Below are 26120 nucleotides of genomic sequence, written 5' to 3'. Positions count from 1 at the left end.
CCGTCGGGCCGCTCGGCCGGCGGGCGGCAGCGGGTACGGCTAGAAGAGTGGCGGGTCGTCTTCCGGTCCGGTGGCCGGTCGCGTTGTTCGCGGTCGCCGCAGGAGTTCCAGGGTCCCCAACGGTCCCGGTGACCCTTGCTCCGGTGGTTTCGCCGGCTCCGGCAGTCCTGGCGGTGGTCTGCGCAGGCCGGGTGGGCGGGTGGTGCGGGTGATCCCGGACGGGGTGGTGACGTGCAGGGTGCCATCGGGGTCCAGAACGAAGCGCCAGCCGCGGGCGAAGGTCTTGAGCCGGTGGTGCGAGCGACACAAGCAGCACAGGTTGGTGCAGGTGGTGGCGCCGTCGCAGGCGTGCGGAACGACGTGGTCCAGGTCGGTCCAGCCGACGCGCTGCCCGCAGTTCGGCATCCGGCAGGCGCGGTCCCGGGTCCTGACGAAGCGTTCCTGCCGCTCGGTGTGCGCGTAGGCCCCGGTAGCCGGTGGGGCGGCGAGCACCGGGCAGCCGCAACCGCCCGCGGGGTGCTGCGGGCAGCCCTTCTTCGCCAGGCGCAGCAGTTCGGCGACGGTGGTGGTGGCCAGCAGCCGCCCGTCGGCGTCGGTGACCGCGAAGGTCAGCCCGCCGGCCGGGGGGTCGGACAGGCCGAGCGCGGCGATCCGGGTGAGCAGTTCGCGCACGTGCGCAGCCGTGATGACCAGGCCGTTCACCCACCCCGCCTCTGCCGAGGCCCCGGTGAGGGAGTCCAGGGTGGTGGTGATGGTCAGGTGCGCGGTGGCCGGCGGCTGGTCGGCCCCGCCGGGGCGACGCAGCAGCAGAGAGAACAGCTCGGTGCGGAGCTGGGCGACGGGGCGGTCGTCGCCGTCGGCCTTGGCCATCCGGGCGAGGGCATCGATCATCGCGTAGCCCTCGGCGGCCTCGTCCGCGGGCAGGTCGGCGCCGAGCGTGGCCATCCCGTCCTGGCCGGGCTGCAGGAACACGTCGGCCGACTTCTTCGCCCGCTGCCGGCGTTCCTCTGCGGCCGCGGCATCCAGGGAGAGCAGGAGTTCCAGCGCCCGGGCCCGCAGCCGCGCCACGGACAGATCGACCGCCTCGGGCAGCAGTTGCGACTCGATCACCCGCGCCAGCTCGACCGACGTGTGGGCGAGCACGTCGGCCAGCGCCGCGGCCCGCGCCACGTCGAGCTCGCCCGAGGACAGGGCGGCGAAGGTGGCGGGCAGCTTCTCCCGCCACACCCGTGCGCGGGAGTGCAGGTGGTCGGCGGTGCCGCGGCCGCGGTTGAGCACCAGCGCCAGCTCCCCGGTGAAGAACTCGCTCACCCCCTCCGGATCCTCTCCGTCCGCCCACCGGGGGGAGCGGGCTCCCGGGCAGCCCGGCCTCGGATCGAACTCGTCGCCGGTCAGCTCGGCCATCCGCAGAACCAGCTCCGCCTCGTAGGCAGCGGCCATCGCCTGCCGCCGCTGGTGGCGTACCAGCTCCGCGGCGGCCTGCTCCTGCGAAAGCAGCCCCACCGGCAGCGCCGATGGGCTGACCGGCTGGTCCAGCGACCAGTCGACCAGCACGCCCTCGACAGTCGAGGCGCCGGAGATGCGGGGCATGCCTGCACGCTAGGACGGGGGTACGACATTTCCGCAGGTACAGCCCGGTGTGCGATGGCCCGGGAGGAGGATGGCGGAGTGACCTCCGCCGTCCTGGGCTTCGCCGTCGTCGCCGCGGCGCTCACCGTCACCCCCGGCCTGGACACCGCGCTCGTGCTGCGCGCAGCCCTCACCCGGAGCCGCCGGGAGGCCGCCGCCACGGCGGCGGGCATCGTCGCCGGGCTGTTCGTGTGGGGCGCCGCGGCGGCGGCCGGGATCTCGGCGCTGCTGACGGCGTCGGAGCTGGCCTACGAGGTGCTGCGCTGGGCAGGGGCCGCGTACCTGGTCTGGTTCGGCGTCCGGCTGATCGCGCGCGCGGTGCGGGGGCACGCCGACCCGCTCGATGCGGGCGGAGCAGGGTCGTCGTCGGCCTGGCGGGCGGCGCGCGCGGGCCTGGCCACGAACCTGCTCAACCCGAAGGTCGGCGTCTTCTACGTGGCGCTGCTCCCGCAGTTCCTGCCCGCCGGCAGCGACCCGCTGCTGACCGGGCTGCTGCTGGCCGGCGTGCACGCCGCGCTCTCCACGATCTGGTTCGCCGGGCTCGTCCTGCTCGCCTCGGCGCTGAGCCGAGAGCTGCGGCGACCGGCGGTCACGCGGGCGATCGACGGCCTCACCGGCCTGACCCTCGTCGGCTTCGGCGTCCGCCTGGCGGTTGCTGCCCGCTGAGGTCCGGGTAGCCAGGCCCGCCCGACCTCGGTAGGCATGGCGGATGCCGGTTCTCGGATTTCACAACTCGCACGAGCAGATCCACCCCGCCGAGCTGCTGAGAGCCGTGCAGCACGCCGAGGAGGTGGGCTTCACCGCGGCGATGTGCTCCGACCACCTGGAGCCGTGGAGCGAGCGGCAGGGGGAGTCCGGGTTCGCCTGGTCGTGGCTGGGCGCGGCCCTGGCGACGACGAACCTGCCGTTCGGCGCGGTCAACGCGCCTGGACAGCGCTACCACCCGGTGATCGTCGCGCAGGCGATCGCGACCCTCGGCTCGATGTTCCCCGGCCGCTTCTGGGTCGCGCTGGGCTCGGGCGAGGCGATGAACGAGCACGTCACCGGGCACGTGTGGCCGCGCAAGGAGCTGCGCGACGCCCGGCTGCGGGAGTGCGTCGACGTCATCCGCGCGCTGCTGGCGGGCGAGGAGGTCAGCCACGAGGGGCTGGTCACCGTCGACCGCGCCCGCATCTGGACGCTGCCCGAGCAGCAGCCGGCCCTGATCGGCCCCGCGGTCACCGCGGCCACCGCCCGCCGGCACGCCGAGTGGGCCGACGGGCTGGTGACGATCAACCAGCCGCACGAGACGCTGCGCGAGGTGGTCGCGGCCTACCGCGACGCCGGGGGCCAGGGGACGCTGACCATCCAGGTGCACGTGAGCTGGGACCCCGACCCGGAGAAGGCCATGGCGATCGCCCACGACCAGTGGCGCAGCAACGTCTTCCCGCCGCCGCTGTGCTGGGACCTCGACACGACGAAGTCCTTCGACCAGGCCAGCACGCACGTGACCCCCGAGGCGGTGGGCGAGGCGGTACGCGTCTCCAGCGACCTCGGTCAGCACGCCGCCTGGCTGGCCGAGTACGCGGACCTCGGATTCGACCAGATCTACCTGCACCACGTCGGCAAGGAGCAGCGGCCGTTCCTCGACGCGTTCGGGGAGCACGTGCTCCCGCAGCTCGACGTCAGCGCCCCGGCGCCGGCGGTCGCGGTCCACCCGCGCCGCCCGGAGCAGACGCCCCAGCCGGCGATCCTGCCGTGAGGATCACCGACACCGCGGACCTGTGGTGGAAGAACGCCGTCGTCTACTGCCTCGACGTCGAGACCTACATGGACTGGAACGGCGACGGCATCGGCGACCTCCCGGGCCTGGCGCAGCGCATCGACCACCTCGCCGACCTCGGCGTCACCTGCCTGTGGCTGATGCCCTTCTATCCGACCGCCGAGCGCGACGACGGCTACGACATCACCGACTTCTACGGCGTGGACCCGCGGCTGGGCACGCACGGCGACCTGGTCGAGGTGATCCGCACGGCCAACGACCGGGGCATGCGGGTGATCGCCGACCTCGTCGTCAACCACACCTCGCGCAAGCACCCGTGGTTCCGCTCGGCCGAGGCGTCGAAGGACTCGCCGTACCGGGACTTCTACGTCTGGCGCTCCGATCCGCCGCCGGACACGTCGGCGGAGGTCGTCTTCCCCGACCAGGAGGACAGCATCTGGACGCTGTCGGAGCCGACGGGGGAGTGGTACCTCCACCGCTTCTACAAGGAGCAGCCCGACCTCGACGTCACCAATCCCCGGGTGCGCGACGAGATCGCCAAGATCATGGGGTTCTGGCTGCAGGTCGGGCTGTCGGGCTTCCGCGTCGACGCCGTCCCCTTCCTGCTGGAGACCGACGGGACCGACGACGGCGCCTTTCCCGAGCCGCACCGGTACCTGGCCGCGCTGCGGTCGCTGGTGGGCCGGCGGTCGGGCAGCGGCATCCTGCTGGGCGAGGTGAACCTGCCGTACGAGCAGCAGCTGGAGTTCTTCGGCGGTGCCGACGGCGACGAGCTGACCATGCAGTTCGACTTCATCGGCATGCAGCAGCTCTACCTCTCCCTCGCCCGCGGCGACGCCGGGCCGCTGGCGTCCGCGCTCACCTCGCGGCCGACGCTGAACCCCGATTCGCAGTGGGCGACGTTCGTGCGCAACCACGACGAGCTGACCCTGGACAAGCTCTCCGACGACGAGCGGGCCGAGGTCTTCGCCGCGTTCGGCCCCGAGGAGCGCATGCAGGTCTACGGCCGTGGGCTGCGGCGCCGGCTCCCACCGATGCTGGACGGCGATCCGCGGCGGGTGCGGATGGTCTACAGCCTGTTGTTCTCGCTGCCCGGCACGCCGGTGCTCTTCTACGGCGAGGAGATCGGGATGGGGGAGGACCTCGACGCCGAGGGGCGGCTCGCCGTCCGGACGCCGATGCAGTGGACGTCCGGGCGCAACGGCGGCTTCTCGACGGCGCAGCCGCGGAAGCTGCCCGGGCCGGTCGTGTCGGGTGGCTTCGCGCCGGAGTTCGTCAACGTCGAGGACCAGCGGCACGACCCCGACTCGCTGCTCACCTTCCTGAAGCGGCTGATCCGCCGGTACCGGGAGTCGCCGGAGCTGGGCTGGGGGTCGTTCACGGTGCTCGACCAGCCGCACGCCTCGGTGCTGGCGCACGTGTGCAGCTGGGACGACGGCGCGCTGGTGGCGCTGCACAACCTCGGGCCGGAGCCGCTCGTCGTGCCGCTGACGCTGGAGGACTGCACCGCCGACCACCGGCTGGTCGACCTGCTGCAGCAGGGCAGCACGCCGGTGAGCGACAAGGGGACGGCGGAGATCGCGCTCGAGGGCTACGGCTACCGCTGGTTGCGGGTCGTCGCCGCCGACAGCCGGCGGCTGGTGTGACCTGGAGCGTTGCCCGGCGCGGCATCACGCAGCGTGCGCACCCCGCCGGGGCGGCGTCCCGGACCGCCGGGAGAGGTGCGCCTAGCGTGGCGGGCGAGGTGATCAAGTCATGAGTGAACGCAACGGAAGCACGTCCACCGGTCCCGGGACCGCCGAGATCCCGGTGGTCCGCCCGGTGGGGACACCCCCGCCGCCTCCCGCGGAGACGGCGGTGACCCCGGCCCCGGCCGCCCCGCCCGCGGCAGCTCCTGCTGCAGACGGTGACCTGCCGCCCGAGGTGCACGGGACCTCCCCGGTCACCGTGCGCCCGGCACCCCGGATGCCGCGCCGCGGACCGCTGACCGTCATGGGTCCCTGGGCGCCCGTGGCCGGTGGCCTTCTCGGCCTGGTGGTGGGCGCCATCGTGGCCGCGATCCTGGGCGGTGTGGCCGAGAGCTTCGAGCAGCGGCTGGCGCTGGTCTTCGTCGTCCTCGGGCTCGGCGTCATGGGCACGGCCGGCACGCTGCTGGCCGACGAGGTGCGCATCGTGCGGCAGCGGTCCCGCGACGCCGGCGTCCGCCCGCAGTGGGTGGAGGCGACCGCGGACCTGGTGAACGGGCTGACCCCCGCGCGGCTGCTGATGCTGATCGGCGTCGTCGTCCTGGTGCTCGCCGCCTACGTCGGCCGGTAGCTGCACGCCCTGAGCCCGTTCCGGCGTTCCGCGCCGGAACGGGCTCAGAACCAGGCCTGGATCCCCAGGTGGACGGCCAGGCCCAGACCGGCGACGGCGATGACCGTCCGGAGCCCCGCCTGCGGCGCCCGGCGCACGACGGCCGGGCCCATCCGCCCGCCGACCAGGCAGCCGATGGCCAGGGGCAGCACCGCCGACCAGGCCACCGACGCGAAGAGGACGTAGCCCAGAGCGGCGACGGCGTTGGCCACCCCGAGGATCACGTTCTTCATGGCGTTGCCGCGGGGGAGGCCCTCGCCGGTGCTCAACAGGTACATCGCCAGCATCAGGACGCCGGCGGCGGCGCCGAAGTAGCCGCCGTAGATGGCGACGACGAAGGTGCCGAGCGGCAGCCACCAGGGGTCTCCGGCGCCCGGTCGGTGCCGGGTGCCGTCGCCCGCGAGCTCGCGCGGGGGCCGCTGCACGAGGATCGCCGCCGAGGCCCCGGCGATGAGGACGGGGACGATCTTCTCGAACGCCTCCGACGGGGTGAGGAGCAGCAGCACCGCGCCGGCCACGCCGCCGAGCACGGCGGCCACCGCGAGGGGCAGCAGCCGCCGTCCCTGGCCCTTCAGCTCGGGCCGCGAGGCGCTCACCGAGCCGACGCTGTTGAGCACCAGCGCCACCGAGTTGGAGACGTTCGCGGTGACCGGCGGGATGCCGGTGGCCAGCAGCGCCGGATAGCTCACCAGCGAGGCGAGCCCGGCGATGCTGCCGGTGAGGCCGGCGCCGACTCCGGCGACCAGGAGGAAGACGAACTCGAGGACGGTCATCGGCTCAGCAGCACCCCGATCGCGAGGATGCCCAGGATGACGATCGCCGTCCGCAGCACCGTCTCCGGCAGGCGGCGGCCGTAGCGCGAACTGACGTAGCCGCCGACGAGCGAACCGGCGGCCAGCAGTCCCGCCGCCGTCCAGTCCACCCGGTCGGTGGCGACGACGACGTAGGCGCCGGCGGCGACGGCGTTCACGGTCAGCGTCAGCACGTTCTTGATCGCGTTGAGCCGCTGCAGGGACTCGGGCAGCAGCAGTCCGAACAGCCCGATCTGCAGGACGCCCTGGCTGGCGGCGAAGTAGCCGCCGTAGGTGCCGGTCAGATAGGCGCTGCCGAACAGGCCGGCCATGCGGCCCCGGCCGATGCGGACGTCGGCTTCCGCGCCCGACCGGCGGCGGGCGAGGAACCGCTGGAGCAGCGGCTGGACGGCGACCAGGACGACGGCGAGGGCGATGAGCGCCGGCACGACGGCCTCGAAGGTCGACGCCGGGAGGTGCAGGAGCAGGAACGCGCCGGTCAGCCCGCCGAGTACGGAGGCCGGGATCAGGCTGAGCAGCAGCCGGCGCTGTCCGCGCAGTTCCTCGCGGTAGCCGATCGAGCTCGTCAGGTTGCCCGCGACCAGTCCGAGCGAGTTGCTGATCGTGGCCGGCACCGGCGGCAGCCCCACGGACAGCAGGACGGGGAAGGACACCAGGGTCCCCGAGCCGACGACGGCGTTGATCCCGCCCGCCGCGAGACCGGCGGCCAGGACCGCCACCATCTCCCAGCCGGTCATGCGCTCATCGCCGTCGAGCCTGTCACGGGCCGGGCGGGACGGCGCCGGCCGGGGGAGGAGCTAGCGCTGCTGCCGTCGGGCGACGACGACGAGCACGACCAGCACGAGGAGCAGCGGTGCCCAGCCCGGGAGTCCGAGGGGGCCCAGGATCAGCTGGGCGACGAACAGGATGAGCTGGAAGGCGACGAAGAAGCCGACCAGCATGACGACCAGGAAGAGCCCGGGTCGCTCGGCCTGCAGTTGGCGCAGGTAGTTCATTGCCCCTCCTCGGGTCTCGATCGGTCGTTCATCGGATGCATCGGCAGCAGAAGCCTTTGCCTGGAGCCGACGGTCTTCCCAACTCATCCCCGGGGGCAGGCGTTCCCGGTCAGGTCGAGGCTGTCACCCCGTCGAGGGGGTCAGCGGCGTGCGGTCGGCGCGGACGTCCCGCGTCACTCCGACGTGCGCCGCCGCATCTCCTCCTGCACCAACTCGCGGTTGTGCCGCCATAGCTTCCGCCCCTTGGTGGAGCGCCCCATGCCGGGGGCGTCTGCGCGCGCCTCCCCCTCCCGAGCCTGCTGGAGTCGCGACCGCAGCTCGCTTCCTCGATCCTCCGGTCGCGTCCAGGTGGTCGGGTCCGCCGGAAGGGGAGGCGTTCCCGGTCAGGCCTGGACCGTCGCCCCGTCGAGGGGGTGGGCGGCGAGCGGTTGGCATGCACCGAACGGACCTTGTCGGATCCGGGGCGCCTGGTCAGACCGTCCTCGCCGCCGCGCACCTCCCGCGCGCACACGCTCCGGGAGGCGCGTGCGGCGCAGGGAGCGGCTTCAGGGACACCCACGGAGTGGCCGCAGCTGAGCCGTCGGGGCCGCCGCCCCGCCATCGGCCTGGCCAGGTGACTTCAGCCTTCTAGGGTGCTCGCGTGCACATTCGTCTCGGCCGCCTGGTGCTGCGCACCTATCGGTCATACGTCATGTGGTTGCCGTCCGGGTACAAGGAGCCCTCCATCGTCTACCTGGTCGAAACGCACGACGAGGAAGAGGGGCGCTCGTACCAGTTGGGCGGCTTCACAACGGAGCGGGAGGCGCAGGCCTGCATCAGGAAGCTGGAGTCCGAGGGGTGGACTGGCCTCGATACCAACATCGTCACGGTGCACGAACGGCTCACAGACTGGCAGTGGAACCGATAGCCCGGATCGTGTCCCTGACAGGCGCGGCATGGCATCGGTAGGGCTGAGACGTGCATGGAGGGAGAGTCGATGCCCTATACCGTCATCCGGTGAGCACGACACCCGAGACCATCGCCTCCGCTTGGGACGAGGTTGTCTACGACTGCGGCTGCCCGGACGTGTACTACTGCCCGACCGGTGGGGACATTGAGTGCCCTAGGCACAGCGGGTTCGACGTCTGTTGCGACCGGCCTGAAGGCCATGTTCCGGTACCCCGCCGGCTAAGGGCCACGGTGCCCCACCCGCCGCGCGATACGGGCGAGGCATAGCTGTCCCTCAGTGGGCCGCTATGAGACAGGGAGCGGCCTGCGGACACGGCTGATCAGCCGGGACTGATCACCGGCGCCGACTTGACTTGTTCCAGCACCCGAGACAGTGGTCCGACCGGAACAGAGCCGTCCGGTCAGTCACGACGGCCCGCGTCGACGAGCCGGATCACCGCCGCGCCCTCCTCGTCGGAGGCCTCCAGGTCCACCTCCACGTCGAAGCCCCAGTCGTGGTTGCCCTCGGGGTCGTCCAGGATCTGCCGCACCTTCCAGAGGCCGGGCTCGGACTTGTCGACGATCAGCAGCGCGGGGCCGCGGGCGTCGGCGCCGGTCTGCACCTCGGTGTGTTCCTCGAAGTAGCCGCGCACGACCGGCTCCCACCGGTCGGCGTTCCACCCGGAGCCGGAGTCCAGCTCGCCCAGGTCGTACCAGCGGCGCCGCGCGAAGAGCTCCACCCGGCGGAACAGCGCGTTGCGCACCATCGCGGTGAACGCCCGCTCGTTGCCGGTGAGCGGCCGCGGACGTGCGGGGACGGCGACCTCGGCCACCGCGCCGTCGTCGGGGTTGGTCAGGGCCTCCCACTCGTCGAGCAGTGACGAGTCGACCTGGCGCACCAGCTCGCCAAGCCACTCGACGAGGTCGGTGACCTCCTCGGTCCGCGCGGACGCAGGCACTCCGGAGCGCAACGCCTTGAACGCGTCGGAGAGGTAGCGCAGCACCGCGCCCTCGGACCGGGTGAGCCCGTAGGTGTTCACGAACTCCCGGAAGGTGAACGCCCGCTCCCACATCTCCCGGACCACCGACTTCGGCGACAGCATCCCGTCGGCCGCCCACGGATTGGTCTGCCGGTAGATCTCGAAGGCTTGCCCGAGCAGCTCCTCGAGCGGCTTGGGATAGCTGATCTCCTCGAGCAGCTCCATGCGCTCGTCGTACTCGATGCCCTCGGCCTTCATCTGCGCGACGGCCTCGCCCTTGGCCTTGTTCAGCTGGGCGGCCAGGATCTGCCGCGGGTCGTCCAGCGTCGCCTCGATGACGCTGACGACGTCGAGGGGGTAGGTGTCGGAGTCGGCGTCCAGCAGGTCGATCGCGGCCAGCGCGAAGGTCGACAGCGGCTGGTTGAGCGCGAAGTCCTCGGGCAGGTCGAGGGTGAGGTCGTAGCGGCGGCCGTCCGGCTCGGGCACGGGCAGGCGCTCGAGCACGCCGGCCTGCAGCAGCGAGCGGGCGATGCCGATCGCCTCGCGGATCAGCTTCAGCTGCTTCTTGCGCGGCTCGTGGTTCTCGGTCAGCAGCCGGCGCATCGCGACGAAGGGGTCACCGGGGCGGTCGACGACGTCGAGCAGCATCGCCGTCGACACCCGCATGTGGCTGGTCAGCTTCTCCGGCTCGCCCTCGACCAGGCGGGTCATGGTCGCCTCGCTCCACGGCACCATGCCCTCGGGCGCCTTCTTGCGCACCAGCTTGCGGCGCTTCTTGGGGTCGTCGGAGACCTTCGCGAACATCTTAAGGTTCTCGACCTCGTGCTCCGGCGCCTGGACCACGACGGTGCCCGCGGTGTCGTAGCCCGCCCGCCCGGCCCGGCCGGCGATCTGGTGGAACTCGCGCACCTGGAGCAGCCGGGTGCGGGTGCCGTCGTACTTGCTCAGCGCGGAGAAGACGACGGTGCGGATCGGCACGTTGATGCCGACGCCGAGGGTGTCGGTGCCGCAGATGACCTTGAGCAGCCCGGCCTGAGCCAGCTGCTCCACCAGTCGCCGGTACTTCGGCAGCATCCCGGCGTGGTGGACGCCGATGCCGTGCCGGACCAGCCTGCTCAGAGTCGTGCCGAACGCGGAGGAGAAGCGGAAGCCGCCGATCATGTCGCCGATCGCGGCCTTCTGCTCCTTGGTCGCCACGTTCACACTCATCAGCGCCTGCGCCCGCTCGAGCGCGGAGGCCTGGGTGAAGTGGACGACGTAGATCGGCGCCTGCTGGGTGTCCAGCAACTCCTGGATCGTCTCGTGCATCGGCGTCGTCGCGTAGTAGTGGTGCAGCGGCACCGGGCGCTCGGCGTTGGCGACCAGCGCCGTCGGCCGGCCGGTGCGGCGGGTGAGGTCCTCGCGCAGGAAGGTGACGTCACCGAGGGTGGCGCTCATCAGGAGGAACTGCGCCTTGGGCAGCTCGAGCAGCGGCACCTGCCAGGCCCAGCCGCGGTCCGGGTCGCCGTAGAAGTGGAACTCGTCCATGACCACGAGTCCGGCGTCCGTCTCCGGGCCCTCGCGCAGCGCGATGTTGGCCAGCACCTCGGCGGTGCAGGCGATGATCGGGGCGCCGGGGTTCACGCTCGCGTCGCCGGTCAGCATGCCGACGTTGGCCGCGCCGAAGACCCCGCAGAGCGCGAAGAACTTCTCGCTGACCAGCGCCTTGATCGGCGCGGTGTAGTAGCTGCGCCGCCCGGCGGCCAGCGCCGCGTACTGGGCGCCGGTGGCGACCAGCGACTTGCCGGAGCCCGTCGGGGTGGCGAGGACGACGTTGGCGCCGCTGACCAGCTCGATCAGCGCCTCCTCCTGCGCCGGGTACAGCACGGTGCCGTTCGACTCGGCCCAGGCGGCGAAGGAGGCGAACAGCTCGTCGGCGTCGTCGCCCAGCTTGCGCAGGGCGGTGAGGTCGGCCGGGTCGGCGAGCAGGGGAGTGGCGGTCATCGTGAGGCACAGCGTGCCCGACGCCGGTGTGCTTCCCGCGCAGGGCGTCCCTACTCCGCTCGGATAACGAAACGATAACGGTCACTCATGGTGTGGATCACTCGCGCCGATGGAGTGTGAAGGTGAACAGCAGGTGAACGAAAGGTAGCGAGATGATGCGTGAGATCAAGGACTGTCCGGAGTGCCGCTGGGTGCCCGTCGTGGACGCCGCTGGTCGCCGTCGGCTCGAGATGCGCTGGGTGTCGGCCGTCGCCGCCCCGGCTGCCCGCGCCGCCTGACACCTAGCGCAGGTTGCCTCCACCCGTGACCGGGTAGCGGGCGGACGACGGGGCGCGGGAGACGACCGCGCCGCAGGTCGGACACCGCACGGAGGAGCACCATGTCGTCACCCCGCCCCGAGAGCCAGCCGGCCCAGCAGCAGAGCGTGCCGGGAACGCTGGGGGAGATGGATCCCAAGCCGGACCACGGTGAGGAGACCTACTCCGGCTCCGGTCGCCTCACCGGCAAGGCCGCCGTCATCACCGGCGGCGACAGCGGCATCGGCCGCGCCGTCGCGATCGCCTTCGCCCGCGAGGGCGCCGACGTCCTCATCTCGTACCTGAACGAGCACGAGGACGCGCAGGACACCGCGAAGTACGTCGAGCAGGCCGGCCGCAAGTGCGTGCTGGTGCCCGGCGACATCTCCGACCGCGCGCACTGCAAGACGATCATCCCGAAGGCCGTCGAGGAGTTCGGCAAGGTCGACATCCTGGTCAACAACGCCGCGTTCCAGATGAGCCACGACTCCCTCGACGAGATCTCCGACGAGGAGTGGGACTACACGCTGGCCACGAACCTGTCCGCGATGTTCACCCTCTGCAAGGACGCCATCCCGCACATGCCGCCCGGCGGGTCGATCGTGAACTCCTCCTCGGTGAACTCGGACAACCCGAGCCCGAACCTCAGCGCCTACGCGATGACCAAGGCGGGGATCGCCAACTTCACCGCGTCGCTCGCCCAGATGCTGGCCGAGAAGGGCATCCGCGCGAACAGCGTGGCCCCGGGGCCGGTCTGGACGCCGCTCATCCCGGCGACCATGCCCGAGGACAAGGTGGAGAGCTTCGGCCAGCAGGTGCCCATGGGGCGCCCCGGGCAGCCGGCTGAGCTGGCGCCGGTCTACGTGATGCTGGCGAGCGATGAGGCGTCCTACGTCTCGGGGGCCCGTGTCGCCGTCACCGGCGGCAAGCCCATCCTCTGAGGCGCACCCTGTTGATCAGGTGACCTGATCGTCAGGCGTCCTGGCTCACCACCGGTCGTGAGCCAGGACGCAGAACGATCAGCTCTCCTGGTCATCGGTGCGAAGGCGGCGGTCCAGATCACGCATGGTCGCGAACCTTGCGCGGTACCTGGCCAGCCATGGTCTTCATCTGGAGCGGTGGCTTTGGTCCCCGACGTCGGCGTCCGCGCCGTGGCTACGGCGGGTACGGCCCCGGCTTCGGCGGGGGATACGGGCCGGGCTACGGCCGCGGCTACGGGCCGCCGATGGGCTACGGACGGCGCAACAACGACTCGTGCCTGCGCGACCTGCTGTTCCTGAACACCGGCTGCTGCCTGGCGAACGCGGTGGGCTGCGGCCTGGAGCTGATGCTGGTCGCCCCGCGCTCGCTGCCGGCGATCCGCGCCGGGCAGGAGGGCAACGGCGCCGCGGCCCGGCTCATCTCCGCGGTCCGCTGTTACCAGCGCGAGATCAGCCCGAAGCGGCGTCCGTGCTGCCGCTACACCCCGACCTGCTCGGCCTACGCGATCGAGGTGCTGCAGACCCACGGCGCGCTGCGGGGCTCGTGGCTGACGCTGCGTCGCCTCGTGCGCTGCCGCCCGGGCGCTGCCGGAGGGGTGGACCCGGTCCCGGCCTGAAAGGCATCGAGGTCGGGGACGCCGTCTCCTAGGGTCGCCCGGTGACCAGCGAGACCACCGGGGTGCGCACCTGGGCGGACCCGGCCTGGCGGCGGGCGGCCCTCGACTGGGCGGTCGACCGACTGGACCGCGCCGGCCTGGCCCTCGGAGGTGAGCCGGAGCAGCCGCACGTCCGCGCCTGGTCGACCGCCTTCCGGCTGCGGCTGCAGGACGGCGGCGTCGTCTGGCTCAAGTCGGTCGGGCCCGGCTCGGCGCACGAGCCGGTGCTCACCGAGGCGCTCGCCCGGTGGGTGCCCGACCAGGTCCTCGTGCCCCTGGCGGTCGAGCCGGAGCGGCGGCTGCTGCTCTTACCCGACGGCGGCGGGACGCTGCGCGCGGCCGGCGGCGGGGACGTCGCCTCCTGGGAGGCGATGCTGGTCGACCACGCCCGTCTGCAGGTCGCGGTCGCGCCGCACGCCGAGGAGCTGGTGCAGCTCGGCGTCCCCGACCATCGGCCGGAGCGGCTGCCCGGGCTGGTGGCCGAACTGCTGGCCGACGACGAGGCCCAGCAGATCGGCCGACCGGGTGGACTCGCGCGGGTGGATCGGGACCGCGTGCTGGCCGACCTCGCCGCGTACGCCCGCGCCTGCCAGGAGCTCGCGGGCGCTCGCGTCCCGGCGTCCGTGCAGCACGACGACCTGCACGACGGAAACGTGTTCGTCGACGACGGCCGGCACCGCTTCTTCGACTGGGGCGACGCCTCCGTCGCCCACCCGTTCGTCGTGCTCCTGGTCAGCCTGCGCTTCGCCGCCCGCGTGCTGGAGCTGCCCGACGGCGACTCCTCCCTGGTCCGCCTGCGCGACGCCTACCTCGACCAGTGGCTGGACTTCGGAACGGCGGCCGAGCTCCGGGAGCTGTGCGGCCTGGCCCTGCGGATCGGTCCGCTGCAGCGGGGGCTGTCCTGGCGGCGGATCCTGCGCGGCGTCCATCCGGAGGAGCGGGTGGAGTGGGCCGACCAGGTGGCGCGGTGGACGGCGATGCACCTGGCTCCCGGCACGCTCGAGCGCGGTGCGTGAGCGCCGTCGGCCAGACTGGGGGCATGTCCGCGACCGACGACGCCTCCGGTGACCTGCCCGTCACCGGTTCCCTCGTCGTGCCGGCGGGCGCGTTGTCGTGGCGCTTCTCCCGCTCGTCGGGGCCGGGCGGGCAGGGCGTGAACACGGCCGACTCCCGAGTGGAGCTCTCGGTGACGCCGCTGGAGATCCCCGGCCTGACCGACCCGCAGCGGGCGCGGCTGGCGTCCCGGATCGGCTCGCGGCTGGTCGACGGCGTCCTGACCATCGCGGCCAGCGAGCACCGCCAGCAGCTGCGCAACCGGCAGGCCGCGCGCGAACGGATGGCCGCCGTGCTGCGCGCCGCGCTGGCGCCGCCGGCGCCCGCCCGCCGCCGCACCAAGCCGACGCGGGGCTCGCAGGAGCGCCGCATCACGGCCAAGAAGCAGCGGGGTCAGCTCAAGAAACAGCGCGGGACCTGGGACTAGGTCAGCCGGTGCTGCAGGTGCACCGTCACCAGCTCACCGGCCCGGGCCTTGCCGATCGCTGTGCAGATCGCCGCACGCAGGGGCAGCCAGTGCGGCCCGGTGCCCGAGGGCATCAGGGTGGCCGCGAACTCGTGCCCGTCCGCGGTGCCGGTGACCTTCACCGCCCGCCGCGTCCCGAGCGCCTCGGCGGAGCCGGGCACCACCAGGTAGGTGGGGAAGGCGCCGTCCTTCTCGATGGGCGCGGTGAAGGTCAGGTCCAGCGGAGCTGCGTCGGTCATACCCGGTCCGACCGGCGCTCCGCTGGGAACTCATCGCCGGACGCCTGATCCAGGGTGCCCGCTCTCTACAGTGGCGCCGTGCCCGCACAGCTGCTGCCGTTCCTCGCCGTCGTCGCGGTGCTGACGTTGACCCCCGGGCCGGACATGGCCCTGGTCCTGCGGAACGGGGTGGCGGGCGGTGCCCGCGCGGCGTGGTGGACCGGGCTGGGCTGCTGCGCCGGCATCGCGGTCTACGCCACGGCGTCGGCGGTCGGCCTGGCCGCCCTGCTCGCGGCGTCGTCGACGGCCTTCCTGGTCCTGAAGCTCGTCGGCGCGGTCTACCTGGTGTACCTGGGCGTGATGGCGCTCTGGCACTCCCGGCGCCGCACCGGAGAGCCCGCGGTGCTGCGGGAGGAAGTCGCCGTCCCGGCGCCGCGCGGCACGGCTTTCCGCCAGGGCCTGATGAGCAACCTGCTGAACCCGAAGATCGCGCTGATCTTCCTGACGCTCATCCCGCAGTTCGTCTCGCCGGGGGAGCCAGCCTCGACGACCGGCGTGCTCGCGGCGGTCTTCCTCGGGGTGGCCGTGCTCTGGTGGCGGATGTTCTCCCTGGCGGTGGGGGCGCTCGGGCGGCTGCTCTCCCGGGAGCGGGTGCGGACCACCATCGAGCGGGTCACCGGCACGGTGCTCATCGGTCTCGGCGTCCGGGTGGCGCTCACCGACCGCTGAGCATCGAGCTCGGGCAACGCGCCAGCAGGTACGCCTGCGGTGACTGCTCCCACGACTCGGGCTCCCGGACGGTCCTGGCGATGACGGCGAGCCCGGCGTCGGAGAGCAGCGTCACGACCTCGTCGGGGTCCAGCCGGGTGGCGTGCAGCTCGACGTCGTGACCATACGGCCGGTCCAGGCGCACGGTCCCGGAACCGACCTGGAAGGCGGTCAGCAGATGGCCGCCGGGTCGCAGCACCCGCGCCAGCTCGGAGACGGCGAGGCGGAGCTCGTCCGGTCGCAAGTGAATCAGCGAGTACCAGGCGAGCACGCCACCGAACGAGGCGTCCGGAAGATCCAGCCCCGTCAGCGTGCCGACGTCGAACCGCAGCGCAGGGTGGTGGCGCCGCGCGACCTCGACCATGCCGGGGGAGAGGTCGATCCCGGCGACGTCCAGGCCCAGGGAGGCGAGGTGGCCGGCGATCCGACCAGGTCCGCACCCCGCGTCGAGCACCGGACCGCCGGCGACCTCCTGGGCGAAGGCGGCCAGCAGCGCCCGGTCGAGCGGCTTGCTTGCGAGCTCGTCCCGGAGGAGTTCGGCGTAGTCCTCGGCGACGGCATCGTAGGCCGCGCGGACCGCGTCCTGTTCCGGCTGCATCCCGGCGCCGCGTCAGCCGGCGAGCAGGTCGGCGATGACCCGCCGCGCACGCCGGCCCTCCGGCACGGGCAGCAGCGCGTGCACGTGCACGAGCCCTGCCTCCTCGTGGTGGTCCACGGTCACGCCGGCGGCCCGGGCCCGGGCGACCAGCAGTCGGGTGTCGGGGCTGGTGATGTCGCGGGTGCCGCTGAACACGGTGAGCGGGCCGAGGCCGGCCAGGTCGCCGAACAGCGGGCTGACGAGCGGGTCCTTCAGCGACAGGTCGCCGCGCCAGAGCTCGATCGCCGCCCGCGTCCCGGCGCGTGCCAGCCAGGGATCGGTCCGCTCGACGACGTCGATCTCCGGGTTGTCGAGGGTCAGGTCCAGCGCGGGGGAGATGAGCACCGTCCGGTGCGGCGGCACGCCCCGGTCGCGCAGCAGCAGAGCCGCCGACAGCGCGATCTGCCCACCGGCCGAGTCGCCGAGGGCGGTCACGTTCCCGGCGCCGTACCGGTCCACGAGCCCGGAGATGAGATCGGCGGCAGTCGGCACGACCGTCGCCGCCGTCCCCAGCGGCGCGAGCGGGTAGATCGGAACAGTGATCACGGTCCGGCTGCGGGCGGCCAGTCCGGCGACCAGGCGCCAGTGCAGCGGGTGGATCTGGTTCACCCAGGCGCCGCCGTGCAGGTACACCGCGGCGCGGGTCGCCATGGGTCCCAGCGGCAGCACCCGGTAGACCGGCCAGCCCGTCCCGGAGTCGACGTCCCGCCGGATCTCGACCGAGCGCAGGCGGCGCGGCGGCGCATAGGAGACCGGCCGCACCAGCCGGTCCTGCACGCCCTTCAGCATCGCCTCGGGGGAGTCGAACTCCTTCCGGAAGCCGAGCGCACGGAACAGCGGGGGCAGCAGACGGCTGACGGGGCTCGGCACGGGATCCCTTTCGGAGACGATCAGCTCAGCGAGAGCGGTTCGCGGACCAGCACCCACAGCGGCAGCTCGTCGTCCGCCGTCCGGAGCTCGCTGGTCGGCTGGAAGCCGAAGCCGCGCAGGAACCGCACGTTGGCCCAGCTGAACACGGCGACGGCGGACTGCGTCTTCTCCGCGTCGCAGCGCACCAGCACCGGCGCGAGCACGGCGGCAGCCAGGCCCCGACGGCGAGAGGAGGGGCGCACGCCCAGGTGCCGCAGTCGCCAGTGCGGCTCGTCGGGCAGCGCCGCCGTCACCAGCGCCTCGGTCTCGGCGACGATCCGGGCCCGGCCGGAGCCGAGGTGGGGGAATTCGCTCGCCAGCGCGCCCCGCACGTCAGCAGGCAGCGGCCGGGTGTCGACAGCACCGGCCGGCGGTTCCCACACGGCGACGGCGTCGAGGTCCTCGGTCACCCACGCGGTACCGGTGGCGACCCCGCGGTGAGCGGCGTCCAGCTCGTGCAGCCGGGTCAGCCGCTGCATCCGCCCGTCGTCGGGCAGCGCCCAGCGGGTCCAGCGGGAGTCGGCCAGCGCGACGGTGAGCGTGGCGGCGATCGCCGGGACGTCGCGCTGCTCGGCCACCCGCACATCGGGGCCGGGTTCGTCCGGGTTGTCGATCCGGCGGACGGTCGGGCCGGGAGGAGTCACCGGAGAATTCGACCACGCCCCCCGCACGCGAACGGGGGCCGCCCCGGAAAGGGACGGCCCCCGTCGGGGTGCGGGTCTGTCAGACGTCCAGCCCGGCGCGGTCCACCTTCCGGTGGAAACGCTCGCCGAGCTTGCCGCCGAGGATCGCGCCGAGCAGCGTGACCAGCAGGACCGCCACCAGGGCGATGATCCCGCCGGTCGTCGCGGTGCCCTCGTCGATCGGGATGCGGGGCAGGTTGAGCTGCTGCAGCACGTTGTACTGCGAGCCGAACACCAGCCCGGCGACGGCGAGGGCGATCACCACGAGCAGCCCGATGACCCACACGGCGATGCCCTGACGGGCACCGTCGAAGCGGGACATCCGGCCGGCGACGTAGCCACCGGCCAGGTACGCCAGGAAGAGGATCACCAGCAGGACGATGCCGCCGACGACGCCGATCGTGCTGGCCTCCTGGGTGGCCTCGTCGGTGGACGGGATCCCCTGGGTGAGACCGATCGCCACGCCGGCTGCGCTGAGCAGCGCGACCAGCAGCACGGCCAGACCGTTCGCGGAGAGCCAGCCGAAGAACGCGGCACCCCACTTGATGCCGCCGTAGCGGGAGTGCTGCGCGTCGAGCGCGTCACGGGCGGCGCCACGGGTGGCGTGCGCTCCGTCGGATCCTGCTGCGGACATGTGGGTGGTTCTCCTCGTCGATGAGCTGTGGTGCGGGATGGAGCAGGGGGCGGAGGTCAGCGGCCGCGCGTCACGTCGTCGGCGTCGAGCTCGATCTGCTCCTTGCGGACCTCCTCGTTGACCGTCGCCTGCTCGGTGACGGTCTGGGTGTCCAGGCGGACCCGCTCGACCGGGACGGCCTCCTTGGCGACCACGGGACGCTCGGCGTGCAGCGTGACCTCGTGCTCCTCCTCGGAGATGGCCGGGCCGTCGAGGGCATTGCCCACGTTGGCGTCGGTGATCGGCTCGCGCTCGACGCGGACCTCTTCGCGGGCCACGGCCACGGTCTCGGTGACGTTCTCGCTCACCACGTACTTGCGGAGACGGGCGCGGCCGACCTCCTCGGACCGGGTGCCCACGCTCAGGCGCTCCTCCGACCGCGTCATCGCGTTGTCGGTGGTCGGGCCGGAGGTGTCGTGGCCGACGGTGCCGTGCTCGTTCGTGGTGTCGGTGCGAGCGGTGTCGGTCGTCGTGCCGGTGCCACCCTCGAGGCCGTAGTAGCGGTAGAGCTCGGCCTCCTCGGTCGGCGAGAGGTGGCCGTCGGTGTCGGCGTGCGGCGCCTGCTTGACCTTGTCCTTGTCGTAGGGCAGCCGCAGCTCGTCACCGGTGATGTCGGCCTGGGCGAGCGGGACGAAGGCCTCCTTGGTGCCGAAGAGGCCGGTGCGCACGGTGGCCCACTCGGGACGACCGGTCTCGTCGTCGAGGTAGACCTCGCCGACGGTGCCGAGCTTGCCGTCGCGGCCGACGGCGGTGCTGCCGATGACGGTGCTGATCTGCTGTTCGGTGATCATGTGCGCTCCTCGCGGGGGTGGGGTCTGGACGGTTCTCGCGTCGCCGGGACGTCCTCCCGGTCGCGCGCCGTTCCAGGCCATGCCCGACGATTTACGCTGTAAACAGCGCTATGTCGCGTTTAGGTCCGCGGATCCCCGCGACGCGGCGACCGGCCCTCGCGGAGGACCACCTCGAGCCGCCCGAGGAGGTTCTCCAGCGCTTCCTCGAACTCCGCCGCCGACTCGTCCAGGGAGAGCAGCTCCTCCAGGCGGACGACCGTCGGATAGTTGCCGAGGTCTGTTCCCGTCATCGCCTCCGGCACACCTTCCGGCTCGTCCTGCGGGCTGATCTTCACGCCCTTCTGCGACACCTCCAGCAGCAGGTGCCCGAGCAGGAAGCTCGAGTAGGCCCGGTACGCGGCGACCGCGGACTCCTCGGTGAACCCGCTGTCGATCAGCGCCACGAGGAAGGACTCCACCCAGCGGAGGCTCCGCAGCGGCGGCCGGACCCACGGCGCGGCCGGGGGTCGGGTGGCCACCAGCGGGAACACCTCGGGGTGGGCCAGCGCGATCCGCCGGACCCCGTGCGCGAGCCGTTGCAGGTAGTCCTGCCACCCGTGGGCGGCGCCCAGGTGCACGTCGGGGTCGCCGTAGAGCTCGTCGATGACCGACTCGACCACCCCGTCGAGCAGCTGCTCCCGCCCGGGCACGTAGCGGTAGAGGGCCATGGCCTCCACCCCGAGGTGGGCGCCGAGACGGCGCATCGTCAGGGCGTTCAGGCCGTTGGCGTCGATGTACTCGATGGCGGCGCCGAGGATTCTGCGCCGGTCCAGCGCACCGCGGCCCGATCCGGGCGCAGCCGCCGGCATCACGCTCGCGGCGCCCCCGCGTCCCTCGGGGCTGTCGGGGTCTGCGGTCTCGTCCGGCTCGGTCATCACTGCTCCCGCATCGACTCGTCGTCGGCCCATCCTGCTGGGCCGGGCTCCGCACAGGCGCACCCGCCCCCGTGTGAGGTGAACGGAACCCAGCGTTGACGCCGAGGTCGACGTCGGGAAATGCCGACGACGCACTCTCGTCGTCATGCCCGCCACCGCCTCGCCCTCCACCGCCGCCCCCGGCGTGCGGGGCACGCGGACGACCAATACGCACTGCCCCTACTGCTCGCTGCAGTGCGGAATGGCGGTGACCGCCGGGGACCGGCCGGCGACCCTGGTTCCGCTGGACTTCCCGACCAACCGCGGCGGCCTCTGCTCCAAGGGCTGGTCCTCGACCGAGCTGCTCGACCACCCGGAGCGGCTCACCCGCCCGCTGGTCCGCGCCGTTCCCGGCGACCGCACCAGCCCGCTGGTGGAGAGCACGTGGGACGCCGCGCTGGACGTCGTCGTCGCGGCCATCCGCCGCACCCAGACCACGCACGGACTCGACGCCGTCGGCTGCTTCGGCGGCGGGTCACTGACCAACGAGCAGGCCTACCAGTTCGGCAAGTTCGCCCGCGTCTCGCTGCGCACCTCCGCCATCGACTACAACGGCCGCTTCTGCATGTCCTCGGCCGCCGGCGCGGCCAACCGCGCCTTCGGCCTCGACCGCGGCCTGCCGTTCCCGCTCGCCGACATCGCCGAGGCCGACGTCGTCGTCCTGGTGGGCAGCAACCCGGCCGACACCATGCCCCCGGCGATGCAGTGGTTCGACGCCGGCCGCGAGCGCGGAGCGCAGCACATCGTCGTCGACCCCCGGCGCACCGCGACCGCCCGCAACGCGGCTCTCCACCTGCAGGGGCTGCCGGGCACCGACCTGGCGCTGGCGAACGGGCTGCTGCACATCGCGATCGCCGAGGGCCTGGTCGACGACGACTACATCGCCACGCGCACCTCCGGCTTCGAGGCCGTCAAGGCCGGCGTCGCCGCCTACTGGCCCGACCGCGTCGAGCGGCTCACCGGCGTTCCGGTCGAGCAGCAGCGCCGCACCGTCTTCGCCCTGGCCCGCGCCGAGAAGGCGATGATCCTGACCGCCCGCGGCGCCGAGCAGCACCGCAGCGGCACCGACACCGCGCAGGCGTGGATCAACCTGGCCCTCGCGCTCGGCCTTCCCGGACGGCGGGGGAGCGGCTGGGGCACCGTCACCGGCCAGGGCAACGGGCAGGGCGGCCGCGAGCACGGCCAGAAGGCTGACCAGCTGCCCGGCTACCGCTCGCTGAAGGACCCTGCCGCCCGCGCGCACGTCGCCGCCGTCTGGGGCATCGACCCCGACGACCTGCCGATGCCGGGGAAGAGCGCCTTCGAGCTGCTCGATGCGCTCGGCACCGACGGCGGCGTCCGCGCGCTGCTGGTCCTCGCGAGCAACGTCGCCGTCTCCGCCCCCGACGCGCGACGGGTCATCAGCCGGCTGAAGGACCTGGACTTCCTCGTCGTCAGCGACTTCTTCCTCTCCGAGACCGCCGAGCTCGCCGACGTCGTCCTGCCCAGCGCGATGTGGGCGGAGGAGGCGGGGACGATGACCAACGTCGAGGGCCGGGTCATCCGCCGTCGCCGGGCCCTGGACCCACCGCACGGCATCCACGACGACCTGCAGCTGCTCGCCGATCTCGCCGCGCGCCTCGGCTCGGGCGACAAGTTCAGCGGCGACCCGGAGAGCGTCTTCGAGGAGCTCCGCCGGGCCAGCGCCGGCGGAACGGCCGACTACTCCGGCATCAGCTACGCCCGCATCGACGAGGAGCAGGGCGTCTTCTGGCCCTGCCCCGACGAGGCCCACCCCGGCACGCCACGGCTGTTCGCCGAGCGGTTCGCCACCCCCGACGGCCGGGCCCGCTTCCTCCGCGTCGAGCACGTCGACGCGCACGAGCGGCCCGACGCCGAGTACCCCTTCGTCCTCACCACCGGCCGCGTGCTGGCGCAGTACCAGTCGGGCACCCAGACCCGCCGGTCGCGCAGTCTGCAGATGGTCGCCCCCACCCCGCGCGCCGAGCTGCACCCGGATCTCGCGCGACGGCTGGGCATCGAGCAGGACGACGCCGTGGAGCTGGTCACCCGCCGCGGCCGCGCCCGCTTCCACGCCCAGGTCACCGACACGATCCGGCCCGACGTCGTCTTCGTCCCCTTCCACTGGGGCGGCGGGGCCAACGCCAACGCGCTCACCGACGCCGACGCGCTCGACCCGACGTCGAAGATGCCCGCCTTCAAGGTCTGCGCCGTCGCCATCACCCGGGTCGGCGGCCCGGAGGAACGCGTCCCACCGCCGCCCGCCGCGACCCAGCCACGGCCCGCCGACCACCGCATCCCGACCGCGCCCCTGCCGCACCCGCCGTCCCGCACCGTGCCCCACCCGCCGACCGCCAGGAGAACCCCTGTGAAGAGCACACCCCGCTTCCTGCAAGGCGTCTTCCCGATCACCGGCGAGGGGCTGTCCAAGCCCGGGCCGCTCGACCCGGCGCTGAAGTACACGGTGCCGGCGGGGTGCAGCGCCCAGGCGCTGTACTTCCGCGGCGGCAACGCCACCGGCGAGCTGGTCTACGTGCTGCTCCTGCGCGACGGCGAGCCGGTGCGCTGGTTCCCGATCGGCGCCAAGGGCGACACCCACGTGCCGCTCCGGGTGGTCGAGGATCTGCCCGGCGGCTCCGTGGTCGAGCTGCACGCCGCGGGCCCCGAGGGCCTCACGGGCGAGATCGTGATCGACCTGGGTCTGGTGGAGGTCTGATGACGATGACCCCGAGCCGCGCAGTCCTGGGCGCCCGGCTGGCCGGTACCAGCACCCTGCACCTGGACGACGACCTCGATCCCCGCGGCCGTCTCGTCGTCGTCGGCAACGGCATGGCCGGCGCCCGCTTGGTGGAGGAGATCCTCGAGCGCGGTGGCGGCGAGCAGTTCCGCATCACCATCTTCGGCGACGAGCCGCACGGCAACTACAACCGGATCATGCTCAGCCCGGTCCTGGCCGGGGAGTCGCACGAGGACGACATCGTGCTCAACTCCCACGACTGGTACTCCGACAACGGCATCGACCTGCGCGCCGGCGTCCGCGTCGAGCGGATCGACACCGCCGCCAAGCAGGTGCACGCCGCCGACGGCAGCGTCACCGGCTACGACCACCTGGTGCTCGCCACCGGCAGCTACTCGTGGATCCCGCCGATGAACGGCGTCCGCAAGGACGACGGCGAGCTGCTCGACGGCGTCTACGGCTTCCGCACCATCGACGAGACCCGCGCTCTGCTCGAGGCCACCAGCCGTTGCACCCGCGCGGTCGTGATGGGCGGCGGGCTGCTCGGCCTGGAGGCGGCCCGCGCGCTGCAGGGCCACGGGATGCAGGTCGAGCTCGTGCACGCGATGCCGTGGCTGATGAACGCCCAGCTCGACGCAGAGGCCGGCGCGATCCTCAAGAAGAGCGTCGAGGAGCTCGGGATCACCGTCCACCTCGACATCCTGGCCAGCGAGGTGCTGGGCGGGGAGACGGCCGAGGGCCACGTGACAGGGGTGATCCTCAAGGACGGCCGCCGGCTGGACTGCGACCTGCTCGTCGTCGCCGCCGGGGTCCGCCCGCACACCGACGTCGCCGTCCGCTCGGGCCTGGAGGTCGAGCGCGCGATCATCGTCGACGACCAGCTGCGCACCGACGACCCCGACGTCTACGCCATCGGCGAGTGCGCCCAGCACCGCGGCTCGGTCTACGGCCTGGTCGCCCCGGCCTGGGAGCACGCCAAGGTGCTGGCCGACGTCCTCACCGGCACGAACCCCCACGCCGAGTACCACGGCAGCCGGACGGCGACGAAGCTCAAGGTCGCCGGCGTCGACGTCGCCACCATGGGCATCAACACCCCGCAGCGCGACGAGGACGAGTTCCTGGTCATCACCGAGCCCAAGCGCGGCGTGCACCTCTCCGTCGTCATCCGCGACGACAAGCTGGTCGGCGCCACGCTGCTCGGCGACACCCGCAAGGTCGCCTTCCTGACCCAGGCCTTCGACCGCGGCGCCCCGCTGCCCGAGGAGCGGATCCGGCTGCTGGTCGACCTCTCCGACGGCGCGGAGGAGGTCGGGGTCGCCGACATGCCGCACGATTCCCAGGTCTGCAACTGCAACGGCGTCTCCAAGGGCGACATCTGCGGCGCGGTCTCCGGCGGCTGCGGCAGCGTCGGCGAGGTCATGGACCGCACCCGCGCCGGCAAGGGCTGCGGCTCCTGCAAGTCGCTGGTCAAGCAGATCGTGGAGTGGGCTGCCGACGGCGACCTCGCCGAGGACCCGGCCGCCTCCTACTACGTGCCGGGCATCCCGATGCCGAAGCCCGAGCTGATGCGCGCCATCCGCGAGCACGACCTGCGCAGCGTCTCCGCCGTCTTCGCCGTGCTCGCGCCGGACGGCAAGGACGACGCCAAGTCGAAGATGGGCCTCACCTCGCTGCTGAAGATGATCTGGGGGCACGACTATCTCCCGGAGAAGGACGCGGAGTTCATCAACGACCGCGTGCACGGCAACATCCAGCGCGACGGCACGTTCTCCGTCGTCCCGCAGATGAAGGGCGGCGTCACCACGCCGGCACAGCTGCGCAGGATCGCCGAGGTGGCCGAGAAGTACGAGGTCCCGATGGTCAAGGTGACCGGCGGCCAGCGGATCGACCTGCTCGGCGTCCGCAAGGAGGACCTGCCGGCGATGTGGAACGACCTGGGCATGCCCTCGGGCTACGCCTACGGCAAGAGCTTCCGCACGGTGAAGACCTGCGTCGGCTCGGACTTCTGCCGCTTCGGCCTGGACGACTCCACCCAGCTCGGCATCGACCTCGAGACCCGGTTCCAGGGCATCGAGAGCCCGGCGAAGATGAAGCTCGCGGTCGTGGGCTGCCCGCGCAACTGCGCCGAGGCCTACGTGAAGGACGTCGGCGTCGTGGCGGTCGGCGGCGGCAAGTGGGAGGTCTACATCGGCGGCGCCGCCGGAGCCTCGGTGCGCAAGGGCGACCTGCTCGCGACCGTCGAGGGCCGGGACGCGGTGATGACGCTGGCCGGACGGTTCATGCAGTACTACCGCGAGAACGCCAACTGGCTGGAGCGCACCTACGACTTCGTGCCCCGCGTCGGGCTGGAGAAGATCAAGGCGGTGCTGCTCGAGGACAGCGAGGGCATCTGCGCCGACCTCGACGCCGGGATCCAGCGCTCGATCGACGCCTATACCGATCCCTGGGGCCAGGACGCCGAGGAACCGGCCACACCCGGCCAGTTCCGGCCCGCCCTGCCGCTGATCGCGCTGCCGAAGGTGCCGGTCCGATGAGCGTCACCGACGTCGCGACGACGACAGGCGTGGTCGTGGGGCGGATCGACGACGTGCCGATGGGGGAGGGGCGCACCTTCGTCGTCGGCAGCGAGCAGGTCGCGGTCTTCCGGCTGCGGAACGGCTCGCTGCACGCCACCCAGGCCGCCTGCCCGCACGCCGGTGGGCCGCTCGCCGATGGACAGTCGGACGTCGACGTCCTCGTCTGTCCGCTGCACCAGTACGCCTACCGGTGGTCCGACGGCACCTCCACCAGCGGTGCGGCGCCGATCCGCGTCTACCCGGTGCGCGAGGTCGAGGGCGAGCTGGTGGTCGACGTCTGA

Annotated in this window: 26 protein-coding genes; 14 read left to right on the top strand and 12 right to left on the bottom strand. The window is 72.6% G+C overall.

The genetic code is table 11. The features are described 5' to 3' along the window. Window positions 1–39: 39 nt before the first annotated feature. A complete protein-coding gene (locus LBW97_RS00335) occupies window positions 40–1590 on the bottom strand; it encodes an HNH endonuclease signature motif containing protein (RefSeq protein WP_224497416.1) in 1551 nt (516 codons plus the stop codon). A gap of 78 nt (window positions 1591–1668) precedes the next feature. On the opposite strand from LBW97_RS00335, the gene LBW97_RS00330 reads away from it, so the two are divergent. The 4 genes from LBW97_RS00330 (at window position 1669) to LBW97_RS00315 (ending at window position 5707) form a co-directional block, all read left to right on the top strand. Then, window positions 1669–2295 carry a LysE family translocator gene (locus tag LBW97_RS00330; protein WP_224497415.1) on the top strand — a complete coding sequence of 209 codons (627 nt, stop codon included), beginning with the start codon at window positions 1669–1671 and terminating at the stop codon, window positions 2293–2295. Window positions 2296–2338: 43 nt separating this feature from the next. Next, window positions 2339–3370: a TIGR03885 family FMN-dependent LLM class oxidoreductase gene (locus LBW97_RS00325; protein WP_224497414.1), complete on the top strand. Its 1032-nt coding sequence runs from the start codon at window positions 2339–2341 to the stop codon at window positions 3368–3370. After that, window positions 3367–5037: an alpha-amylase family protein gene (locus LBW97_RS00320; protein ID WP_224497413.1), complete on the top strand. Its 1671-nt coding sequence runs from the start codon at window positions 3367–3369 to the stop codon at window positions 5035–5037. The genes LBW97_RS00325 and LBW97_RS00320 overlap by 4 nt, the downstream gene beginning before the upstream one ends. 109 nt (window positions 5038–5146) lie before the next feature. Next, a complete protein-coding gene (locus tag LBW97_RS00315) occupies window positions 5147–5707 on the top strand; it encodes a hypothetical protein (RefSeq protein WP_224497412.1) in 561 nt (186 codons plus the stop codon). Window positions 5708–5751: 44 nt separating this feature from the next. Here LBW97_RS00315 and LBW97_RS00310 read toward each other — a convergent pair whose 3' ends face one another. The 3 genes from LBW97_RS00310 to LBW97_RS00300 are packed head-to-tail and all read right to left on the bottom strand — an operon-like array spanning window position 5752 to window position 7553. Further along, the gene (locus tag LBW97_RS00310) at window positions 5752–6519 is read right to left on the bottom strand and encodes a sulfite exporter TauE/SafE family protein (protein WP_224497411.1); all 768 of its coding nucleotides are present in this window, start codon (window positions 6517–6519) and stop codon (window positions 5752–5754) included. Further along, window positions 6516–7295, bottom strand: a complete 780-nt coding sequence (locus LBW97_RS00305; protein ID WP_224497410.1) for a sulfite exporter TauE/SafE family protein — start codon at window positions 7293–7295, stop codon at window positions 6516–6518. The genes LBW97_RS00310 and LBW97_RS00305 overlap by 4 nt, the downstream gene beginning before the upstream one ends. A gap of 60 nt (window positions 7296–7355) precedes the next feature. After that, window positions 7356–7553: a hypothetical protein gene (locus tag LBW97_RS00300; RefSeq protein ID WP_224497409.1), complete on the bottom strand. Its 198-nt coding sequence runs from the start codon at window positions 7551–7553 to the stop codon at window positions 7356–7358. 640 nt (window positions 7554–8193) lie between these two features. Between LBW97_RS00300 and LBW97_RS00295 the strand changes: the two genes are divergently transcribed. After that, window positions 8194–8460 (top strand): hypothetical protein, encoded by a 267-nt coding sequence (locus tag LBW97_RS00295; protein WP_224497408.1) that lies wholly within the window; start codon window positions 8194–8196, stop codon window positions 8458–8460. A gap of 442 nt (window positions 8461–8902) precedes the next feature. Here LBW97_RS00295 and LBW97_RS00290 read toward each other — a convergent pair whose 3' ends face one another. After that, window positions 8903–11443 carry an RNA helicase gene (locus tag LBW97_RS00290; RefSeq protein ID WP_224497407.1) on the bottom strand — a complete coding sequence of 847 codons (2541 nt, stop codon included), beginning with the start codon at window positions 11441–11443 and terminating at the stop codon, window positions 8903–8905. Between the two features lie 152 nt (window positions 11444–11595). Here LBW97_RS00290 and LBW97_RS19680 point away from each other — a divergent pair, with 152 nt between their 5' ends. The 5 genes from LBW97_RS19680 (at window position 11596) to arfB (ending at window position 14855) form a co-directional block, all read left to right on the top strand. Beyond that, a complete protein-coding gene (locus tag LBW97_RS19680) occupies window positions 11596–11721 on the top strand; it encodes a hypothetical protein (protein ID WP_255600030.1) in 126 nt (41 codons plus the stop codon). A gap of 101 nt (window positions 11722–11822) precedes the next feature. Further along, window positions 11823–12680, top strand: a complete 858-nt coding sequence (locus tag LBW97_RS00285) for an SDR family oxidoreductase (RefSeq protein ID WP_224497406.1) — start codon at window positions 11823–11825, stop codon at window positions 12678–12680. 158 nt (window positions 12681–12838) lie between these two features. Then, window positions 12839–13336, top strand: a complete 498-nt coding sequence (yidD, locus tag LBW97_RS20555) for a membrane protein insertion efficiency factor YidD (protein WP_224497405.1) — start codon at window positions 12839–12841, stop codon at window positions 13334–13336. A gap of 41 nt (window positions 13337–13377) precedes the next feature. Beyond that, complete coding sequence (locus tag LBW97_RS00275) at window positions 13378–14391, top strand: phosphotransferase (RefSeq protein WP_224497404.1); 1014 nt, start codon at window positions 13378–13380, stop codon at window positions 14389–14391. 23 nt (window positions 14392–14414) lie between these two features. Next, the gene (gene arfB, locus LBW97_RS00270; protein ID WP_224497403.1) at window positions 14415–14855 is read left to right on the top strand and encodes an alternative ribosome rescue aminoacyl-tRNA hydrolase ArfB; all 441 of its coding nucleotides are present in this window, start codon (window positions 14415–14417) and stop codon (window positions 14853–14855) included. Here arfB and LBW97_RS00265 read toward each other — a convergent pair. Continuing rightward, window positions 14852–15133 (bottom strand): DUF1905 domain-containing protein, encoded by a 282-nt coding sequence (locus LBW97_RS00265; RefSeq protein ID WP_224497402.1) that lies wholly within the window; start codon window positions 15131–15133, stop codon window positions 14852–14854. The genes arfB and LBW97_RS00265 overlap by 4 nt on opposite strands. Window positions 15134–15211: 78 nt before the next feature. On the opposite strand from LBW97_RS00265, the gene LBW97_RS00260 reads away from it, so the two are divergent. Next, window positions 15212–15841 (top strand): LysE family translocator, encoded by a 630-nt coding sequence (locus LBW97_RS00260; RefSeq protein ID WP_224497401.1) that lies wholly within the window; start codon window positions 15212–15214, stop codon window positions 15839–15841. Here LBW97_RS00260 and LBW97_RS00255 read toward each other — a convergent pair. The 6 genes from LBW97_RS00255 to LBW97_RS00230 form a co-directional block, all read right to left on the bottom strand. Further along, window positions 15828–16478 carry a class I SAM-dependent methyltransferase gene (locus tag LBW97_RS00255; protein ID WP_224497400.1) on the bottom strand — a complete coding sequence of 217 codons (651 nt, stop codon included), beginning with the start codon at window positions 16476–16478 and terminating at the stop codon, window positions 15828–15830. The two genes, LBW97_RS00260 and LBW97_RS00255, sit on opposite strands and share 14 nt — an antisense overlap. A 12-nt stretch (window positions 16479–16490) precedes the next feature. Next, on the bottom strand, window positions 16491–17387 hold the full coding sequence (locus LBW97_RS00250) for an alpha/beta hydrolase fold domain-containing protein (protein ID WP_224497399.1): 897 nt from the start codon (window positions 17385–17387) through the stop codon (window positions 16491–16493). A 20-nt stretch (window positions 17388–17407) separates the two neighbouring features. Next, a complete protein-coding gene (locus LBW97_RS00245) occupies window positions 17408–18070 on the bottom strand; it encodes a GNAT family N-acetyltransferase (protein ID WP_224497398.1) in 663 nt (220 codons plus the stop codon). A 79-nt stretch (window positions 18071–18149) separates the two neighbouring features. Further along, window positions 18150–18743: a hypothetical protein gene (locus tag LBW97_RS00240; protein ID WP_224497397.1), complete on the bottom strand. Its 594-nt coding sequence runs from the start codon at window positions 18741–18743 to the stop codon at window positions 18150–18152. A 56-nt stretch (window positions 18744–18799) separates the two neighbouring features. After that, window positions 18800–19573: a DUF2382 domain-containing protein gene (locus LBW97_RS00235; RefSeq protein WP_224497396.1), complete on the bottom strand. Its 774-nt coding sequence runs from the start codon at window positions 19571–19573 to the stop codon at window positions 18800–18802. 119 nt (window positions 19574–19692) lie between these two features. Beyond that, the gene (locus LBW97_RS00230; RefSeq protein ID WP_224497395.1) at window positions 19693–20487 is read right to left on the bottom strand and encodes a TetR/AcrR family transcriptional regulator C-terminal domain-containing protein; all 795 of its coding nucleotides are present in this window, start codon (window positions 20485–20487) and stop codon (window positions 19693–19695) included. Window positions 20488–20632: 145 nt separating this feature from the next. Between LBW97_RS00230 and LBW97_RS00225 the strand changes: the two genes are divergently transcribed. From LBW97_RS00225 to LBW97_RS00215, 3 genes are read left to right on the top strand one after another with little or no spacing between them, the layout of a single operon-like run. Continuing rightward, the gene (locus LBW97_RS00225; RefSeq protein WP_224497394.1) at window positions 20633–23242 is read left to right on the top strand and encodes a molybdopterin oxidoreductase family protein; all 2610 of its coding nucleotides are present in this window, start codon (window positions 20633–20635) and stop codon (window positions 23240–23242) included. Continuing rightward, complete coding sequence (nirB, locus tag LBW97_RS00220; RefSeq protein WP_224497393.1) at window positions 23242–25797, top strand: nitrite reductase large subunit NirB; 2556 nt, start codon at window positions 23242–23244, stop codon at window positions 25795–25797. Before LBW97_RS00225 ends, nirB begins: the two co-directional genes overlap by 1 nt. Then, on the top strand, window positions 25794–26120 hold the full coding sequence (locus tag LBW97_RS00215) for a Rieske (2Fe-2S) protein (protein WP_224497392.1): 327 nt from the start codon (window positions 25794–25796) through the stop codon (window positions 26118–26120). The genes nirB and LBW97_RS00215 overlap by 4 nt, the downstream gene beginning before the upstream one ends.

The sequence above is a fragment of the Blastococcus sp. LR1 genome, assembly GCF_020166105.1.
Lineage (GTDB): Bacteria > Actinomycetota > Actinomycetes > Mycobacteriales > Geodermatophilaceae > Blastococcus.
This window is presented reverse-complemented; position numbering and strand designations above follow the sequence as displayed.

What these genes read in the sequence shown, in the direction of transcription:
- LBW97_RS00335 (WP_224497416.1), bottom strand. Translation starts at nt 1,590, where the DNA reads ATGCCCCGCATCTCCGGCGCCTCGACTGTCGAGGGCGTGCTGGTCGAC.
- LBW97_RS00325 (WP_224497414.1), top strand. Translation starts at nt 2,339, where the DNA reads ATGCCGGTTCTCGGATTTCACAACTCGCACGAGCAGATCCACCCCGCC.
- LBW97_RS00315 (WP_224497412.1), top strand. Translation starts at nt 5,147, where the DNA reads ATGAGTGAACGCAACGGAAGCACGTCCACCGGTCCCGGGACCGCCGAG.
- LBW97_RS00310 (WP_224497411.1), bottom strand. Translation starts at nt 6,519, where the DNA reads ATGACCGTCCTCGAGTTCGTCTTCCTCCTGGTCGCCGGAGTCGGCGCC.
- LBW97_RS00305 (WP_224497410.1), bottom strand. Translation starts at nt 7,295, where the DNA reads ATGACCGGCTGGGAGATGGTGGCGGTCCTGGCCGCCGGTCTCGCGGCG.
- LBW97_RS00300 (WP_224497409.1), bottom strand. Translation starts at nt 7,553, where the DNA reads ATGAACTACCTGCGCCAACTGCAGGCCGAGCGACCCGGGCTCTTCCTG.
- LBW97_RS00290 (WP_224497407.1), bottom strand. Translation starts at nt 11,443, where the DNA reads ATGACCGCCACTCCCCTGCTCGCCGACCCGGCCGACCTCACCGCCCTG.
- LBW97_RS19680 (WP_255600030.1), top strand. Translation starts at nt 11,596, where the DNA reads ATGATGCGTGAGATCAAGGACTGTCCGGAGTGCCGCTGGGTGCCCGTC.
- LBW97_RS00285 (WP_224497406.1), top strand. Translation starts at nt 11,823, where the DNA reads ATGTCGTCACCCCGCCCCGAGAGCCAGCCGGCCCAGCAGCAGAGCGTG.
- yidD (WP_224497405.1), top strand. Translation starts at nt 12,839, where the DNA reads ATGGTCTTCATCTGGAGCGGTGGCTTTGGTCCCCGACGTCGGCGTCCG.
- arfB (WP_224497403.1), top strand. Translation starts at nt 14,415, where the DNA reads ATGTCCGCGACCGACGACGCCTCCGGTGACCTGCCCGTCACCGGTTCC.
- LBW97_RS00265 (WP_224497402.1), bottom strand. Translation starts at nt 15,133, where the DNA reads ATGACCGACGCAGCTCCGCTGGACCTGACCTTCACCGCGCCCATCGAG.
- LBW97_RS00255 (WP_224497400.1), bottom strand. Translation starts at nt 16,478, where the DNA reads ATGCAGCCGGAACAGGACGCGGTCCGCGCGGCCTACGATGCCGTCGCC.
- LBW97_RS00240 (WP_224497397.1), bottom strand. Translation starts at nt 18,743, where the DNA reads ATGTCCGCAGCAGGATCCGACGGAGCGCACGCCACCCGTGGCGCCGCC.
- LBW97_RS00235 (WP_224497396.1), bottom strand. Translation starts at nt 19,573, where the DNA reads ATGATCACCGAACAGCAGATCAGCACCGTCATCGGCAGCACCGCCGTC.
- LBW97_RS00230 (WP_224497395.1), bottom strand. Translation starts at nt 20,487, where the DNA reads ATGACCGAGCCGGACGAGACCGCAGACCCCGACAGCCCCGAGGGACGC.
- LBW97_RS00225 (WP_224497394.1), top strand. Translation starts at nt 20,633, where the DNA reads ATGCCCGCCACCGCCTCGCCCTCCACCGCCGCCCCCGGCGTGCGGGGC.
- nirB (WP_224497393.1), top strand. Translation starts at nt 23,242, where the DNA reads ATGACGATGACCCCGAGCCGCGCAGTCCTGGGCGCCCGGCTGGCCGGT.
- LBW97_RS00215 (WP_224497392.1), top strand. Translation starts at nt 25,794, where the DNA reads ATGAGCGTCACCGACGTCGCGACGACGACAGGCGTGGTCGTGGGGCGG.